The following is a 15733-nucleotide window of genomic DNA, read 5'->3' on the forward strand; positions in this document are numbered from 1 at the left end:
CTGTGTACACGGATACCACCTCCTCGTTGCCTGGCACGGCCTCCGGAACGGTAGCAAAGGCCGCGCAGGCTCGCCAACGGGTTTACCGCGCACTCGGGAAATGAGGATTTCACCCCATCGTCCGTGCCGGGCGAATGGGGGATTCGGCCGATGCCGCGGGCTGGTCGCCGACCGTAGTGTTCGGTCATGAGCACTGCGACGACCGAACCGAACGCCACCGGGACAGCCTACCGGCCCCTGCGGGAATCCGAACTGGCGCAGGCTGATTCGATATTCCGGCTCGCTTTCGGCACCTTCATCGGGCTGCCCGATCCCCTGCGGTTCGCCGAGACCGCCGACTGTGTGCGTACCCGCTGGGCGGCCGATCCGCAGGCGGCGTTCGCCGGGCTCGTGAACGGGCGCGTCGCGGGTTCGGTGTTCGCGACCAACTGGGGGAGTGTCGCGTTCCTGGGACCGCTGACCGTGCATCCGGACTATTGGGACCGAGGCTTGGGCTCCCTGCTGATGGAACCGGTGGTGGAGCGCTTCACCGCGTGGGGCGGCACGATGCAGGGGTTGTTCACGTTCGCGCAGAGCCCCAAGCACATCGAGCTCTACCGCAAGTTCGGCTTCTGGCCGCGACATCTCACCGCGATCATGCGCAAACCGGTCCGGCGCGCGGATCCGACGCCGGGCTGGATGGCGTGTTCGGAGCTGTCCGGCGCCGAGGAACCGACCGTGCTGGCCATGTGCCGGGACCTGACCGACGGTGTATACGAGGGGTTGGACCTGTCGGCGGAGCTGACCCGGGCACACCTGCACGGCGAGACGGTGCTGCTCATGGACGGCTGGTCGGTCGTCGGGATGGCGGTCTGTCACCTCGGCGCGGGCACCGAGGCGGGCGAGGATGTCCTGCTGGTGAAGTTCGGCGCCGTGCGCCCCGGGCCGGGCGCCGGCGAGCGATTCGAACGGCTCCTCGACGCCTGCGAGGATCTGGCCGCCGAACGCGGACTCGGCATCGTGGAGGCCGGGACGAACCTCGCGCGCACCGAGGCCTACCGGCGGATGATCGCGCGCGGATTCCGCACCTGTCTGCAGGGTGTCGCGATGCACCGCCTCGATCACCGCGGCTACTCGCACCCCGAGTCCTACGTGATCGACGACTGGCGCTGAACCAGACCGTGCTGGTAGGCGAAGGCCGTGGCGCCGGCCCGCGACGACACATCGATCTTGCTGAAGATATTGCTCAGATGCCGGGACACGGTCTTCTCGCTCAATGAAAGCTTTTGCGCGATAGCCGAATTGGTCATTCCGCTCGCGACGAGACCCAGCACCTCGACCTCCCGCGCGGATAAACCCCCGGGCGCGGGCGCCGGAACACGACCGGCCGCGCCGAGCAGGGCGTCGACCGCCGAGACATCGGGAAGCGCGCCCAACCGGGCGAACATCGCACGACAGGTATCCCATTCCAACCGCGCCGCGTCCTGATCGCCGATGGCGCCGCAGGCCTGGCCGATCAGCCGCCGTGTCCGGGCTGCTTCGTAGGGGATGTCCAGTGCGGTCCAAACCTGCAGTGCGGCACGCAATTCGGGTAGCGCCCCGGCGGGATCTCCCTCGGCCAGCCGCAGCGCCCCGGTGGCTCCCGCCGCGCCCGCGCGGATGACCGGACCCAGCTCGGCCAGGGCGGACAGTTCGGCCACCGCACTGCGGGCGAGCGCCGAATCGCCTGCCGTGGTCGCCAATTCTGCTTGGGCGGCAAGCAGTGTGGCCCGTGCGAGCCGATCGCTGGGCCGTTCGGCCAGGGCGCGGGCCAGCCCGGCCGCGGGCCAGCTCGAGCGACCCGTCGAGATTGCCCGCGAAGAAGTTTCCCTTCGCCTCGGCCATCAGCACATAGCCCAGCGCGAGGCATTCGGGCTCGGCGGCCAACAACCGCTGTGCTCGCGCCAGCCACCCCATGGCGGCGGGCATCTCCCCCCGCAACGCCAGCACCATATGGATCCGGTACGCGCACAGCGCCGCCTCGCGCACCGCACCCGCACGCGCATACAGCGCGTACAGTCCGCTCCGGATCTCGACGCTGCGCTCCGCATACCCGAGCAGGTGGGCGCACTCCGCCAGCACCTCCGAATCGGCCGACTCGAGGACCGCCGAAGCCGCAGCGCGGCTCAGCGCCGCGTAGGCCTCGTCCCACCTGTCCCGCTCGAAGGCATCGCGACCGGATTCGACATCCTCACCCACCCCCAGATCTTCCCACCCCGCCCGACCCCGGCACAGGCTAATCGAGGTCATCCACTACTTCGGCGGATTACGGCAGAAAGACATTCACTACTGATTCCGCTACTTACGATTCCGGTATTCGGCGATTTCGCGCGCGCGGAAATCCATATTGTTGCGGTCGTGGAAGAACGCGAAAACTCCCGCCGTGGCAATGCCCGCGAGGATGAGCGTTGTCATGGTGCCGCCCTTCGTCGTTCGAAAGATCAGTTGGTCCGATCGTAAGCGTAGGATTCACGACTGCCGATCGGCAACGCGATGGGATCCACGGCACACCGGTCGTGAACTGCTCACACCGACCGTTGAATGTGATCTGCGCCGCTGAGAATTCGGTTCGAGTCGGCGTGAATTCCTGGAGTACGCGCTGACACCCGGGATTTCGTCGGCCCTGATTCCGGGTGGTGGCTGAATTGTCTGTGCGGCTGCCGGATGTGCGCTCGCACATCCGGTTCCGGGCCGCGATCAGCGGATGGCGACGACCACCGCGTCGGTGACGGACCGCCAGGCCACGCCGACCTCGGCGAATCCGGCCTCGCGCAGCCGGGCCAGATGCCAGTCCAGCGGCTGCGGCACGCCGGGCTCCCGATTGTCGAAAATTGAACGGCTGGCGGCGAATTCGGCAGTGAGTGCCGAATCCGCGCCGACCTCGACCCACCATTCGTCCCAGTCCCGCGCGCCCGCGGCGCGTGCGTGCTCCTGGTGGGCGCGCTGAATACTCTCGTCGAGCGCGTTGAGCATCGGTGTTTCCGGATCGGGCATATGGTCGGCGTTGATGAATACGCCACCCGGGCGGAGCAGGGGCAGCAGATCGGTGAAGACCTGGGCCAACGGTGCTGGTTGCAGCCAGTGCATGGCGGTTGCGGTCAGCACGGCGTCGAACGGTTCGGCACCCAGTCCGGCTGCCCAGCCCGGCTCTTCCAGATCGGCGGTGACGAATTCGATGCGCTGATCACCGTCGAACGATCCGCGCGCCATCGCGAGCAGCGTCGGATCCCGATCGACCGCCACGGAGGTGGCCTCCGGCAGCCGGGCGAACAGCCTCCGGCTGATCGTGCCTGTCCCGCACGCCAGATCCAGGACCCGCGGCGACTTGCCCCCGCTGGCCTCGACCAGTTCGAGCATCACCCGGAACCGCTCCTCGCGATCCGGCATATACAGTTCCTGCTGCCGATCCCAACTCTGTTGCCAGGCTTCCCAGTTCACGCATCCTCCTGCTCCGATTCGATCCTCCGGCGTGCAGACTAACCCGCTCGAGACCACCTACCGGGATCGCGACACCCGGAGGGCGCTCACCCACGCAGTTGTGGATATTCGGGACTAGTGGGATGAATCTTCCGCGAATGAGGATCTATGATGCTCGCTGTGACGAACCTGCGGATCAGTGAAGCGGCCGCGCTGCTCGGGGTCAGTGATGACACCGTGCGGCGCTGGATCGATCAGGGGCGGCTGAGCGAGGTTCGGCTCGACAGCGGCCGCAAGGGCGTGCGCGGTATCGACCTGGCCGAGCTGCTGCGGACCACCAGCGAGTCGCAGGAGCCGGGATTGACGCCGGCGTCGGCGCGCAATCGGATGCGCGGGATCGTGACCCGTATCGTCAAGGACACGGTGATGGCGCAGGTCGAGATGCAGGCCGGGCCGTTCCGGCTGGTGTCGCTGATCAGCCGGGAATCGGTGGACGAACTCGGACTCGAGGTCGGCAGTATCGCCGTCGCCTCGGTGAAGTCGACCCATGTCGTGGTCGAAGTACCAGAAAGTTGATGAGGATGAAGATGTTCCGTCGTCTCGGCGCGGTCGCGGCCGTGCTCGCCGCCACCGCCGGTCTGGCCGGCTGTGGCTCCGACGACACGAGCGCCGAGCACGGGTCCGATCATGTCGGCGGCACGGTCACCGTGTTCGCGGCGGCGTCGCTGACCGAGACGTTCACCAAGCTCGGCAAGGATTTCGAGGCCGCGCATCCGGGCGTGAAGGTGGTCTACAGCTTCGGCGCGAGCTCCGCACTGGCCGAGCAGATCAAGCAGGGCGCGCCCGCCGACGTGTTCGCCTCGGCGGCGCCTGCCAATATGCAGCAGGTGATAGACGCGGGTGAGGTGACCGGCGAGCCGGTGACGTTCGTGAACAACCGGCTGGAGATCGCGGTGCCCAAGGGCAATCCGGGCAAGATCACCGGCCTGGCCGACTTCGGCCGGGCCGAACCGAAACTGGCACTGTGTGCCGAGCAGGTGCCCTGCGGCGCGGCGGCCAAGAAGGTGTTCGAGACCGCAGGCATCACCCCGCAGCCCGACACCCGCGAGCAGGATGTGAAGGCCGTGCTCACCAAGGTGACCCTCGGTGAGGTCGATGCCGCGCTGGTATACCGCACCGACGTGAAAGCCGCGGGCGACAAGGTCGAGGGCATCGATTTCCCGGAGTCCACCAAGGCCGTCAACACCTACCCGATCGCGCCGCTGGCCAAGGCCCCGAACGCGGCCGCCGCCACGGCGTTCGTCGACTTCATCAAGTCCGATCAGGCCAAGAAGGTGTTCGCCGACGCCGGATTCGAAACCCCGTGAGTCCGTCGGTGACTCACCCCGAGGCCACTCGGTGACCCGAGCCTCGGTGCGGCGGCGGGCAGCACGCGGACGACGACCCCTCGTCCTGGTGCTGCCCGCCGTCTGCGCGCTGGCCTTCCTGATCGTTCCGCTGATCGGGCTGCTGGTGCGGGCACCGTGGCCGACACTGGGGGAGCGGCTCTTCAGCGCCGAAGTAGGTCAGGCCCTGCGGCTTTCGCTGTTCTGCGCGAGCACGGCCACGATCATCTGCCTGCTGCTGGGCATTCCGCTGGCGTGGCTGCTGGCGCGCGCGAATGTGCCTGGGCGCGGGCTGATCCGCGCGCTGGTGACGGTGCCGCTGGTGTTGCCGCCGGTGGTCGGCGGCGTGGCGCTGCTGCTGGTCTTCGGGCGGCGCGGGCTGCTCGGGCACTACCTCTACGACTGGTTCGGGGTGTCACTGCCGTTCACCACCACCGGTGTCATCCTCGCGGAAGCCTTTGTGGCCATGCCGTTTCTGGTGATCTCGGTGGAGGGTGCGCTGCGCGCGGCCGACACCCGCTTCGAGGAGGCGGCGGCCACCCTCGGCGCGTCCGCCTGGTACACCTTCCGCCGCGTCACCCTGCCCTCGGTGCTGCCCGGCGTGATCGCCGGAGCGGTGTTGTGCTGGGCGCGAGCATTGGGCGAATTCGGTGCCACCATCACCTTCGCGGGCAACTTCCCCGGCAAGACCACGACCATGCCGCTGGCGGTCTACCTCGCCCTGGAAACCGATCCGGATGCCGCGATCGTCCTCAGCCTGGTCCTGCTGACGGTATCGGTGGGTGTACTGGTTGCCCTGCGGGAACGCTGGATTCGAGGCGCGGTATGACCCTGCACGCAGACCTGCGCGTCGAGCGCGGAAAGTTCCGCCTCGCTGTCGACATGACCGTCGAACCCGGTGAAGTCGTCGCCCTGCTCGGACCCAACGGGGCCGGAAAGTCCACCGCCCTGCGCGCACTGGCCGGACTGCTCCCGCTCACCGACGGCCGGATCGCGGTCGCCGATCGGATCTGGGACGCGCCACCCGATGTCTTCCTGCCCGCCGAACGCCGCGAGGTCGGCGTCGTCTTCCAGGATTACCTACTGTTCCACCATCTTTCGGCCCTGGAGAACGTGGCCTTCGGCCTGCGCGCCCGCGGCGTCCGCCGCGCCGAGGCCCGCTCGCGCGCCGCAACCTGGCTCGACCGCGTCGGCCTGGCCGACCACGCCCGCAGCACGCCCCGCGCCCTCTCCGGCGGCCAAGCCCAGCGCGTGGCCCTGGCGCGCGCCCTGGCCACCGATCCCCAACTCCTACTGCTCGACGAACCCCTCGCGGCCCTGGACGCCAGCACCCGCCTGCAGGTACGCGCCGACCTGGCCCACCACCTGCGCGATTACACCGGCCACACCGTCCTGGTCACCCACGACCCCCTCGACGCCATGGTGCTCGCCGACCGCCTGATCATCCTCGAGAACGGCGCCGTCGTCCAACAGGGCGCTCCCACCGAGATCGCCCGCCGCCCCCGCTCCGACTATGTGGCGAACCTGGTCGGCCTCAACCTCTTTCGAGGCACAGCCGAGGACGGCCTGGTCACCGTCGACAGCGGCGGCACCCTCACCGTCGCCGATCGAACCTCGGGGCAGGTGTTCCTCGCCTTCCCGCCCACAGCGGTCAGCCTGCACCTCGACCAACCCTCGGGCAGCCCCCGCAACACCTGGCCGGTCACCGTGGCGGGCGTGGAACAACACGCCAACACCACCCGGGTCCGTCTCGACGGCTCGCCCGCCGTCCTGGCCGACATCACCCCGGCAGCCGTCGCGGAGCTTCGCCTGCACCCGGGTATGCGCCTGTGGGCCGCGGTGAAAGCGACCGAGATCCACAGCTATCCGGCCTGAGCGACCAGCACTGTCAGTGCGCTCCGGGTCGACGGACTGCCGCGCAACCCGGGCGGGAAGGTCCTGAAGTTCCAGCTGCGCGACGATCCCTTCGAACCCGTCTCGCGCTGACAGTGCTGTCGAGGGATTCAGTGCGTGATCTCGCGGTAGCCGCTCTTCTGTTTGGCGGCAATGGTTTTCGCCGCGTAGGCGGCGGCCTTGGCCGGATCGCCGTGTCGTTTGGTGCTGACGGTACCCGCAGTGCCGGCTTTGCCGTGCCGGGTGGCGACCGTGTCGAGGGTCGGGTCGGTGCAGATCTCCCAGAACTTGGTGCCGGAGCTTCCGGGTGCCTCGAAGTAGCGGCTGGTGAGTTCGGGGCCGCGCCGCTGGCCGCCGAACAGCATCGTGATCTCGGGGGCGGACTGTTCGAGATGGCGGGCGAAGCCGCTCAGGAAGGATGTCGCGAGGATCCAGGACAGGGACTTCTCCCACCAGGCGTCCATGGGCTGCTGGTCCATGTGGGCGAAGACCCTGTCATCGGAACTCGGTGCGACGGCGGAGAATACGGTGTCGAGGGTGCCGTCGAGGTCCAGCACCAGGGCGCTCAGCGACGAGAGCACCGGCTCCCACGGCGCCGCGTGCGCACCGCCCAGCGCGGCCACATACCGTGCGCCCAGCTGCTGCATCCGTGCTCTGTTGCGGCGGACTTCAGCGGGTGCGAGCAGTCGCATACCGGTGTCCCCGCAGCGCCACTCGGCGTGGCCGACATGCTGCCAGAGGGTACGCAGGCGGGCGGGTAGTGGCGCGCCGAGCTCGGCTTCGAGGGCGGCGATGTCCTCCGGCGCCGCGGGTGCGCCGACCTCCACGCGGAGGTCGTGCAGGCCGGGGGAGTGGGTGGTGAATCCGTGCTCGGCAAGGTATGTCGCGATCTCCGCGAGGGCGTTGACGTGCCAGGCGGCGTCCTGGCGGTCGTCGCGGATCCGGGCGCGAATCCATTCGGCGACAGTCAGTTCCGCGCGCACCCGGTAGCCGTGCCAGGTCACCCACTCCAGGCAGGACAGGCCCGCACCGGCGCGGTACAGGTCCAGTTCCCGGCGTTCGTGTGCCACAGCGTCTTCGGGGACCACCGCGAACCGCAATCGGTCGAAGGCCATGAGCCGCTCGGAGTCGATGTCGGGCAGCTGGAAGGTGCGCATGATCGCCGCCCGGCCCGGGAGATACCACGGATCGGATTCGGTGTGCTTGGCCGCCAGGCCGGTGGCTTTCATTCGGGCGAAGGCGTTCTCGGCGGTGGACGGGTCCGCGAAGACGAGTCCGACGGTGTCGATGCGGCCGTTGTTCGTACCCCACCGGTACACGACGCGGTCGAGATAGCGCACCAGCTCGAGGAATTCGTTGCCCGCCGCGGTCCACAGCAGCGCGCGCTCGGATTGTTCGTTCACCGCGTCGAGGAACTCCCGCATCTCGTAGTAGCCGATCACGCTGGGGCGGAAGGGGTTGTCGCGGAGACCGAATCCATCGAAGGTGTGGAACCCGCCGTCCGGGTCGAGGTACCACACTTCGCCGGTGCTGCGATCGGTGAGCAGGCGTCGCCGAACCGGGGCACCGGCCAACGTGGCGAGGTCGGCATCGCCGATGCGGGTCAGTGCCCGGCCGGTCGCGCGCGCCTGCGCGGAGGTGCCGAGCAGCGCGTCGCGGGCCGAATCAGCCTCTCCTGACAGCGCGTCGGCCAACCGGGTGCGCGGGTCGCCGGTGTCGAGTGGATCGGCCCACGACCGGCCGCGCGAGAGCATATCGGGTTCGGCGGCATCGGCGGCGATCACCGCCCTGCTCGCGTAGGCGGTACGGACCAGGTCGAAGTCGCCGGTCTCGAGCGCCGCGACGATGCCGGTCGAGAGGGCGTACTTGAACACTCGCCGCACCGTGGCGTCCGTGGGAATGGGCCAGGCGCTGATCTCACGCAGCAGTTCGACCCTGGGCGCGGTGGACTTCACGTGGTCGGTGAGCGCATTGGCATAGTGGGCTGCCGCGCGGGCGTCACGCTGGGCGCGCAAGCGCCGCATGATCTCCTGGTGCACCTGCGGCGAGAAGATCTCTCCCAGCGCGTTTCCCATGCGCCAGATGCTGCGCCGTTCGGCGAACACCCGCTCGATCAGTGCGGCGCGCGAGGTCTCGGAATCGCACTGCCGGACAGCGGAATAGAGATTGGCGACCACCTCCCCGAGCTGGTCGTCCTCGGTGCGGCCGTGGCTGAGGACCGGACTGTGGGTGGGATCCGACTCGGCGTAGCGGCGTCCGTAGTCGTCGAGCGCGGCGATGAGGTAGTCCTGTGCGCCCGGATGCCGGAACCGGTAGAGCTGGTGTCCGGCCGCATTGCGTGCGGCGATTCCGGGGTGCGTCGCGACGGTGTCGATCAGCGCGGCCGCCGCGCGCACGGCCTGCTCCGCGGACACGCGCGGCAGCACGCAGTGCTCGGTGTTCGGATTCAACAGCTGCTCGCACAGGGCCTCGACGGTGCTGGCCGGGGCAGGCAGCGCTGCCAGCCGCAACAGCTCGTCGAACACTGCGGGTTCGTGCGCCACCGGTGCCAGGGCGAGACAGGCCGCCTTCTTCAGCTTGTCGTTGGCCATCTCGCCGAGGATGTCGGCGGCATCCGGCTCCGGAGTGTGCTCGAGCAACCGGATGAGCACGGGGACAACGGGATCGGCCACCGTGTCCACGCGGAGGCCCTCGACGGTGCGGGCCCGGTCCTGCGCGGGCAGCTGCCGCAATCCGGTGGCGGCCAGGTCGGCGCGATCGGGATGGGTCCCGGCGAGGATCACGTGCAGAGCCCATGCGATCGCCTCGGCGGGCGACCGATCGATATCCGCGCGTAGCAGAATGCGTTGCGCGACAACCTCTCCGAGGTCGGTACCGTCGAGCTCGGTCAGGACGGCGGTGGGCGCGCTGTCGGCGGCGCGCAGCCGCTCCAGGTAGGCCGACGACGCTTCGGCGGTGATCCAGCGGCGATCGAGCTCGGTGCGAGTCAGCACCGGCTCGGTGCCGCACAATTCGTGAGCCCGCCGCAGCAGGGTCAGGCACGGGCGGCTGTACGGGTCCTTGACCAGCAGCTCCCGGGCCGCCTCGGCGAGTGCCTCGCCATCGCGTATCAACGGCAGGACCGTGGTCACGGCCCACAGCCGGGCCGGCCAGGAACTGTCGGAGACGGGCAGCAGCCGCACGAGCGTGTCCGCGGCCGGGCTGTGGTCGCGCCCGGCGCGCCGATCCGCGTCGGCACGCAGCAATGCCGTGCCCGTCGTCTCGGGCATGCGCGCCAGAACGGCATGCACCTGCTCGATGGTGAGCGCGGCTTCGTCGAGGCCGCCGATGACCCAGCTCGCCCGATCCAAAGGCGTATGGTCCGGGGCCATTTCGAGGGCGATGAGCGCTGCCCGCGCCTGCTCGTCGTCCTCCTCGGCGAGGTGTTCCAGCAGCAGTGCACGGCGGACCCGGAACTCCGGAACCACCGGCACGTCACCGGTGACACCCAATCCGCCGAGGACCTCGGCGAAGGATTCCAGCAGTGCGGGCCGCTGCTCGGCGCGGGCGATCTCGGCCAGGACCCGCGTCCGGTCGGTGTGCTGGGCCAGCAGTGCGGTGTGCAGCAGCCAATAGATGGCCAGATGCGGATCACGGTGCAGCAGTGGCAATTCCACGTCGAGCGCCTTGCCGACCTCCGCGCCCTCCCAGCACGCGCGGAAATGTCGCGCGGCATTCGCGGTCAGGTCCTCGGCCGACTGCATGGGCTTGCCGTGGTGCAGCAGTGGCTGCGCCAGCAGCCAGACCAGCCACTGATAGCGCTGCGCCAGAACGGCACTCGACGGGGCCGGGCCGGTGCCGGCGTCGAACGACAATGGGCGCAGGGCCTCTCGGATCTCGTATTCCGAGCGCGCGTCCTCCTCCGAGGCGGCTCGCGCGAGCTCGGCCCGGTACGCCCGCCAGTCCTCGAAGGACGCGAATCGCGGTTCCAGTTCCCGGGTTTCGTGGTCCTGCCACCACACCCGTCCGTCGCCTCGCGCATCCAGCAGCGTGTAGTCGTCACCCTCGTCGTCGAGGACGACGAAGCCGGTCAGCGATTTGTCGATCGCCCCGAAATACGGGTAGTTGATCGCCAGATGCGCGTCCACGAGCGCGCCGTGATCACCCACCCAGTGCTCGAGCAGCCGGGCGTCGAGCGCGTCGACCACCTCGGCGGGCACGGGAACGCCGAGGTGACGGCAGACGGACTGGTGCAGCTCCATGAATGCTTCCTGATGTCGAAATACGTTGTGCGGGTGCGAAAGATCGATCGCTCGGCACGGGACGCTACCGGGCGGCGGTGACAACAGGGGCGGGCGGGAGCGCGGACCCGCTACGTCGCCGCCGCGGTGGCGCACCGGTTGCCGATGGCCCGCAGGGCGGCAAGGACTTCGGGTGGGCCGTCGACTTCGAAATCGGCATCGATGAAGGTGATGTGAGCGGCGAGGATATGGGCGGTGTCCCCGCCCGCGTGCACGATGCAGGTGTGTTCGTCGACGGGTTCGACGGCAATGCCATCGGGCAGCCAGCCCACCAGATCGGCGGCGGGCAACTGGACGCGCACCTTCGCCCGGTAGCGGAATCGGGCGATGCGACGGCCGGTCGCGACGAAGCCGATCAGGTCGTCGGCCGGGGGTTCGCGCGGGGTGAACCGTGGTCCGGTCGGAATGCGAGGGCGCATGCGGTCGACGCGGAAGGTGCGCCAGTCGGACCGGACGAGATCCCAGGCCACCAGGTACCACCTGCGCCCGGCATAGACCAGCCGGTGCGGCTCGGTGGTGCGGCATTGCTCGGCCGCCTCGTGCGCGCGGTAGTCGAACCGCAGGCGATGCTGATCGCGCACCGCGGCGGCGATGGTCGCCAGCACGTCCGGATCCGCCTCCGCGCCCGAATGATTCGGGATGACGGTGGCGGCCTGCAGGGAATCGATCCGACGGCGCACCCGGGCCGGCAGTACCTGATCGATCTTGGCTTGCGCACGGGTCGAGGCCGCCTCGAAGCCGGATACCGATCCGGGCGCGGCGCCACCCAGACCCAGCACCACCGCGGCCGCCTCGTCCTCATCCAGCAGTAGTGGCGGGAGTTTCGCACCCGGGCCCAGCCGGTACCCGCCGCCCGCACCCGGCGTCGCGTACACCGGATATCCGAGCTCACGCAGTTTGTCGATGTCTCCCCGCACCGTGCGCGGAGAAACCCCCAGCTCATCGACGAGTTCGGGTCCCGACCACGTCGGCCGGGTCTGCAGCAGCGACAGCAGCCGCAGCAGCCGTGCCGAAGTCTTGATCACAAATAGTGAAAGTACCCGAACAATGCGGCAACCAGTCTGCCGCATTGAATGTTCTGCTAGAGGTATGAGCAAGAGCAGCAACGAGATTCGCCCCTTCCGCATCGACATCCCGCAGGCCGATCTGGACTACCTCAACTCCCGCCTCGAGCGGTTCCGCCTCCCGGACGAGCTGCCCGGGATGGGCTGGCAGCTGGGTGTGCCGAAGGACTACCTCACCGAGCTGGTCACCTACTGGCGTCACGACTACGACTGGCGCGCACAGGAGAAACTGCTCAACGAACTGCCCCAGTTCACCACCGAAATCGACGGTCAGAGCGTGCATTTCGTGCACGTCCGCTCACCCGAATCGACCGCGACACCCTTGATCATGACCCACGGCTGGCCCGGATCCTTCGTCGAGTTCCTGGACCTCATCGGCCCGCTGACCGACCCCCGAGCCCACGGCGGCGACCCCGCCGACGCATTCCACCTGGTGCTGCCGTCGATTCCGGGCTACGCCTTCTCCGGCCCCACCGGCGAGGACGGCTGGAACGTCAACCGGGTGGCGCGCGCCTGGTCCGAACTCATGACCCGCCTGGGCTACTCCCGCTACGGCGTGCAGGGCGGCGACTGGGGCTCGGGCATCTCGCAGGAGCTGGCCCGGATCGCCCCCGACCAGGTCATCGGCGTCCACGTCAACTACCTGATGACCTTCCCCTCCGGCATGGACGGCGAACTCGACGACCTCGCGCCCGGCGACTACGCCCGGCTGGCCCTGCTCGAACGCTTCCAGGGCGATTTCGGCGGCTACATGGCCATCCAATCGACCCGCCCGCAAACCCTCGCCTACGGCCTGACCGATTCTCCCGTCGGCCAATTGGCCTGGATCGTAGAGAAATTCAAGGAATGGACCGACTGCACCGACCGGCCCGAGGAAGCCATCGACCGTGACCGCCTCCTGACCAACGTCATGCTGTACTGGCTGACCGGCACCGCGGCCTCCTCGGCCCGCTTCTACTACGAATTCGCCCGATCCATGGCAGCGGGCAACTACCCCTCCCGAATCGAAACCCCCGTGGGCGTAGCGGTTTTCCCGAAGGACATCGTCCTGCCGATCCGCAAACTGGCTGACCGCGACGCCAATGTCGTGCACTGGACCGAGCACCCCCGCGGCGGCCATTTCGCCGCCCTGGAACAACCCGCCGCCCTCATCGACGATATCCGCACCTTCTTCGGAAAAGTGCAGCGCTAGAACACCATTGCGCGGGGCGGGCCGCACCCGCGGCCCGCCCCGCCGCGCACCCCTCAATCCAAACAGAACTCATTCCCCTCGATATCCTGCATCACCAGGCAGGATTCATTCTCCTCATCGGCGGGCAGCAGCCGCACCCGCACCGCCCCGAGCGCCATCAACCGCGCACACTCGGCCTCGAGCGCATCCACCCGCTGCGCCCCAACCAATCCGGTGCCCACCCGCACATCGAGATGCACCCGATTCTTCACCACCTTCCCCTCCGGAACCCGCTGAAAATACAGCCGCGGCCCCACCCCCGTCGGATCCACACAGGCCGTCCCCCTGTGCTCGTACCCCAGCACCGCACTCCAGAACCGAGCAACCCGCTCCGGCTCCGCGCAATCGAACGTGACCTGAACCTGCCGCACCACCGTCATCACTCGAACATAGAATAATGCGATGCCATGACCTTCACGGAAACCGAAATCGGCTACCTGCGGTCACAGCCGCTCGCACGCCTCGCCACCCACACCGCCGCCGGACAACCGGACGTCGTCCCGGTAGCCTTCGAATTCGACGGCACCTACTTCTGGGTCGGCGGCAACGCCACCTTCCCCCGCACCCGCAAAGCCCGCAACGTCGCCGCAGGCAACACCGAAGTAGCCCTGACCATAGACGACCTGCCCTCCCTCGACCCCTTCATAGCGCGCGGCATCCGCGTCTACGGCCGCGCCGAACCACCCATCGAGCGCACCGGCATCGTCGGACCCGGCTACTACCTGCGAATCACCCCCGTCCAGTCGTGGAGTTGGAACCTCGCCGGCGAGCCGGCCGGCGACCAGTGGTACGACACCCGCCACACGTGGCACCGGCAACTGTGAGCTACCGGTCGGCGTGTGCGTCATTGACGCTGTTGGCGCGCTCGATCTCGGCCATGTGATCCTCGGCCCAATCGCGCAGGGCCGCCGGCGGGATCTCCAGGGACAAGCCCAGTTCGGTGAGCCGGTAGTGCACGCGCGGTGGCACCGTCGGCTCCACACGACGTGCGACCAGACCGTCGCGGGCCAGGTTCTGCAGGGTCACCGACAGCATCTTCTGGGAGACACCGGGCAGCAATTGACGTGTGGGGCACTGGGAATCGAACAGATCGCCGCGAACCGGCGCCTTCGCGTGCGCTGAGCGAGTGGTCACCTGGACCTCGAACGGCATTCATGCCAATGTCGCCATAGCCGACTCCGGCCCGGCGATCGTTCTGCTGCACGGGTTTCCGCATACCTGGCGACTCTGGAGCGAGATCATCGGCCCGTTGTCCGCGCACTACCGCGTTATCGCCCCCGACCTGCGCGGGTTCGGCGCCACCACGCGCGCACCGGACAGCTACGACGCCGCCACCCTGGCCGCCGACACAGGCCTTCGGGTGGTGATAGTTCATTGTTTTCTGAATACAGATTCTGATGTACTATTTCGGGTGTGGACGCCTTACTGCACCGGGACGCGCTGGCTCGCTTCGGTCATGCCCTGTCGGATCCGACGCGTACGCAGATTCTGTTGAGTTTGCGGCGGGGGGCGAGTTATCCGTCGGAACTGGCGGAGCGGATCGGGGTTTCCCGGCAGATTCTGTCGAATCATCTTGCGTGCCTGCGGGGGTGCGGGCTGGTGGTGGCGGTGCCGGAGGGGCGGCGGTCGCGCTATGAGCTGGCGGATGTGCGGATCGGGCGCGCGCTCGACGATCTGATGGGGCTGGTGCTGGCGGTGGATCCGGCGTGCTGTGCGGACTCCGCGACGCAGGGGTGCTGTTGATGGTGCAGTGGGTGGGGATGCCGTCCGGGGTGGGGCCGTCGTGGGAGCGGAAGAGGTTGCTGGCCAGTCGTATTCGCTGGTTTGTGGCGGCCACCATCACCTACAACGTGATCGAGGCCGTGATCGCGCTGGGTGAGGGGGCTCGGGCTTCCTCCACCGCGCTGATCGGGTTCGGGCTGGATTCGGTGATCGAGGTGTCCTCGGCTGCCGCGGTCGCCTGGCAGTTCGCCGGACGCGATCCGGAACAGCGGGAGAAGGTCGCGCTGCGGATCATCGCGTTCTCGTTCTTCGCGCTCGCCGCGTACGTCAGCGTCGACGCGGTTCGCGGGCTGCTGGGCGCGGGGGAGGCGCGGCATTCGGCGATCGGTATCGCCCTGGCCGCCGTGAGCCTGGTGGTGATGCCGGTGCTGTCGTGGGCGCAGCGCCGAGCCGGCCGCGAACTCGGATCCGCTTCCGCGGTAGCCGATTCCAAGCAGACGCTGCTGTGCACCTATCTCTCGGCGGTGCTGTTGGTCGGGTTGCTGCTCAACAGTCTGTTCGGCTGGTCGTGGGCCGACCCGATCGCCGCCCTGGTGATCGCGGGCATCGCGGTCAAGGAAGGCGTCAATGCCTGGCGCGGCGACACCTGCTGCCCGTCGCCGGTCGCCGTCGGGGCGAGTGCCGACGCGGCCGCGCACGACTGTGCGTGCTGCGCCGGCTGAC

Annotated in this window: 16 protein-coding genes; 10 read left to right on the top strand and 6 right to left on the bottom strand. The window is 68.5% G+C overall.

Annotated features, from left to right (window positions below; translation table 11 throughout):
* The first annotated feature begins 186 nt into the window (after nt 1-186).
* Entirely contained in the window at nt 187-1152 is a 966-nt protein-coding gene (locus JK358_RS21025; protein WP_201949471.1) for a GNAT family N-acetyltransferase, read from the top strand.
* Here JK358_RS21025 and JK358_RS21030 read toward each other — a convergent pair.
* Both JK358_RS21030 and JK358_RS21035 read right to left on the bottom strand, forming a co-directional pair.
* Nucleotides 1128-1721: a helix-turn-helix transcriptional regulator gene (locus JK358_RS21030; RefSeq protein WP_201949472.1), complete on the bottom strand. Its 594-nt coding sequence runs from the start codon at nt 1719-1721 to the stop codon at nt 1128-1130. The genes JK358_RS21025 and JK358_RS21030 overlap by 25 nt on opposite strands.
* A 994-nt stretch (nt 1722-2715) precedes the next feature.
* Nucleotides 2716-3456, bottom strand: coding sequence for a class I SAM-dependent methyltransferase (locus tag JK358_RS21035; protein WP_201949473.1), 741 nt, complete (start codon nt 3454-3456; stop codon nt 2716-2718).
* A gap of 159 nt (nt 3457-3615) precedes the next feature.
* Here JK358_RS21035 and JK358_RS21040 point away from each other — a divergent pair, with 159 nt between their 5' ends.
* The 4 genes from JK358_RS21040 to JK358_RS21055 are packed head-to-tail and all read left to right on the top strand — an operon-like array spanning nt 3616 to nt 6695.
* Nucleotides 3616-4011: a TOBE domain-containing protein gene (locus tag JK358_RS21040; protein WP_201949474.1), complete on the top strand. Its 396-nt coding sequence runs from the start codon at nt 3616-3618 to the stop codon at nt 4009-4011.
* A gap of 11 nt (nt 4012-4022) precedes the next feature.
* Nucleotides 4023-4802 carry a molybdate ABC transporter substrate-binding protein gene (modA, locus tag JK358_RS21045; protein WP_201949475.1) on the top strand — a complete coding sequence of 260 codons (780 nt, stop codon included), beginning with the start codon at nt 4023-4025 and terminating at the stop codon, nt 4800-4802.
* Between the two features lie 31 nt (nt 4803-4833).
* Nucleotides 4834-5649 (top strand): molybdate ABC transporter permease subunit, encoded by an 816-nt coding sequence (gene modB / locus JK358_RS21050; protein WP_201949476.1) that lies wholly within the window; start codon nt 4834-4836, stop codon nt 5647-5649.
* The gene (locus JK358_RS21055) at nt 5646-6695 is read left to right on the top strand and encodes an ABC transporter ATP-binding protein (protein WP_201949477.1); all 1050 of its coding nucleotides are present in this window, start codon (nt 5646-5648) and stop codon (nt 6693-6695) included. Before modB ends, JK358_RS21055 begins: the two co-directional genes overlap by 4 nt.
* 128 nt (nt 6696-6823) lie before the next feature.
* Here the strand turns inward: JK358_RS21055 and JK358_RS21060 are convergent, their stop codons facing one another.
* Both JK358_RS21060 and JK358_RS21065 read right to left on the bottom strand, forming a co-directional pair.
* The gene (locus tag JK358_RS21060) at nt 6824-10954 is read right to left on the bottom strand and encodes a WGR domain-containing protein (RefSeq protein ID WP_201949478.1); all 4131 of its coding nucleotides are present in this window, start codon (nt 10952-10954) and stop codon (nt 6824-6826) included.
* Between the two features lie 110 nt (nt 10955-11064).
* A complete protein-coding gene (locus JK358_RS21065; protein WP_201949479.1) occupies nt 11065-12018 on the bottom strand; it encodes a helix-turn-helix transcriptional regulator in 954 nt (317 codons plus the stop codon).
* Nucleotides 12019-12082: 64 nt separating this feature from the next.
* On the opposite strand from JK358_RS21065, the gene JK358_RS21070 reads away from it, so the two are divergent.
* Nucleotides 12083-13249 (top strand): epoxide hydrolase family protein, encoded by a 1167-nt coding sequence (locus JK358_RS21070; RefSeq protein WP_201949480.1) that lies wholly within the window; start codon nt 12083-12085, stop codon nt 13247-13249.
* A gap of 53 nt (nt 13250-13302) precedes the next feature.
* Here the strand turns inward: JK358_RS21070 and JK358_RS21075 are convergent, their stop codons facing one another.
* Nucleotides 13303-13668 carry a VOC family protein gene (locus tag JK358_RS21075; RefSeq protein WP_201949481.1) on the bottom strand — a complete coding sequence of 122 codons (366 nt, stop codon included), beginning with the start codon at nt 13666-13668 and terminating at the stop codon, nt 13303-13305.
* A gap of 27 nt (nt 13669-13695) precedes the next feature.
* On the opposite strand from JK358_RS21075, the gene JK358_RS21080 reads away from it, so the two are divergent.
* A complete protein-coding gene (locus JK358_RS21080) occupies nt 13696-14112 on the top strand; it encodes a PPOX class F420-dependent oxidoreductase (RefSeq protein WP_201949482.1) in 417 nt (138 codons plus the stop codon).
* A 1-nt stretch (nt 14113) separates the two neighbouring features.
* On the opposite strand, the gene JK358_RS21085 is transcribed toward JK358_RS21080, so the two are convergent.
* A complete protein-coding gene (locus tag JK358_RS21085) occupies nt 14114-14440 on the bottom strand; it encodes a winged helix-turn-helix transcriptional regulator (protein ID WP_201949483.1) in 327 nt (108 codons plus the stop codon).
* Between JK358_RS21085 and JK358_RS40070 the strand changes: the two genes are divergently transcribed.
* Genes JK358_RS40070 through JK358_RS21100 form a run of 3 tightly spaced genes read left to right on the top strand, consistent with a single transcriptional unit; the run spans nt 14415 to nt 15732 of the window.
* Nucleotides 14415-14783, top strand: a complete 369-nt coding sequence (locus tag JK358_RS40070; protein WP_201949484.1) for an alpha/beta fold hydrolase — start codon at nt 14415-14417, stop codon at nt 14781-14783. The genes JK358_RS21085 and JK358_RS40070 overlap by 26 nt on opposite strands.
* A complete protein-coding gene (locus tag JK358_RS21095; protein WP_201949485.1) occupies nt 14702-15031 on the top strand; it encodes an ArsR/SmtB family transcription factor in 330 nt (109 codons plus the stop codon). The genes JK358_RS40070 and JK358_RS21095 overlap by 82 nt, the downstream gene beginning before the upstream one ends.
* A complete protein-coding gene (locus tag JK358_RS21100) occupies nt 15031-15732 on the top strand; it encodes a cation efflux transmembrane domain-containing protein (RefSeq protein WP_201949486.1) in 702 nt (233 codons plus the stop codon). Before JK358_RS21095 ends, JK358_RS21100 begins: the two co-directional genes overlap by 1 nt.
* Nucleotide 15733: the final 1 nt, after the last annotated feature.

The organism is Nocardia acididurans, assembly GCF_016741815.1.
GTDB lineage: Bacteria > Actinomycetota > Actinomycetes > Mycobacteriales > Mycobacteriaceae > Nocardia > Nocardia acididurans.

What these genes read in the sequence shown, in the direction of transcription:
- JK358_RS21025 (WP_201949471.1), top strand. Translation starts at nt 187, where the DNA reads ATGAGCACTGCGACGACCGAACCGAACGCCACCGGGACAGCCTACCGG.
- modA (WP_201949475.1), top strand. Translation starts at nt 4,023, where the DNA reads ATGTTCCGTCGTCTCGGCGCGGTCGCGGCCGTGCTCGCCGCCACCGCC.
- JK358_RS21055 (WP_201949477.1), top strand. Translation starts at nt 5,646, where the DNA reads ATGACCCTGCACGCAGACCTGCGCGTCGAGCGCGGAAAGTTCCGCCTC.
- JK358_RS21060 (WP_201949478.1), bottom strand. Translation starts at nt 10,954, where the DNA reads ATGGAGCTGCACCAGTCCGTCTGCCGTCACCTCGGCGTTCCCGTGCCC.
- JK358_RS21070 (WP_201949480.1), top strand. Translation starts at nt 12,083, where the DNA reads ATGAGCAAGAGCAGCAACGAGATTCGCCCCTTCCGCATCGACATCCCG.
- JK358_RS21075 (WP_201949481.1), bottom strand. Translation starts at nt 13,668, where the DNA reads ATGACGGTGGTGCGGCAGGTTCAGGTCACGTTCGATTGCGCGGAGCCG.
- JK358_RS21080 (WP_201949482.1), top strand. Translation starts at nt 13,696, where the DNA reads ATGACCTTCACGGAAACCGAAATCGGCTACCTGCGGTCACAGCCGCTC.
- JK358_RS21085 (WP_201949483.1), bottom strand. Translation starts at nt 14,440, where the DNA reads ATGCCGTTCGAGGTCCAGGTGACCACTCGCTCAGCGCACGCGAAGGCG.
- JK358_RS21100 (WP_201949486.1), top strand. Translation starts at nt 15,031, where the DNA reads ATGGTGCAGTGGGTGGGGATGCCGTCCGGGGTGGGGCCGTCGTGGGAG.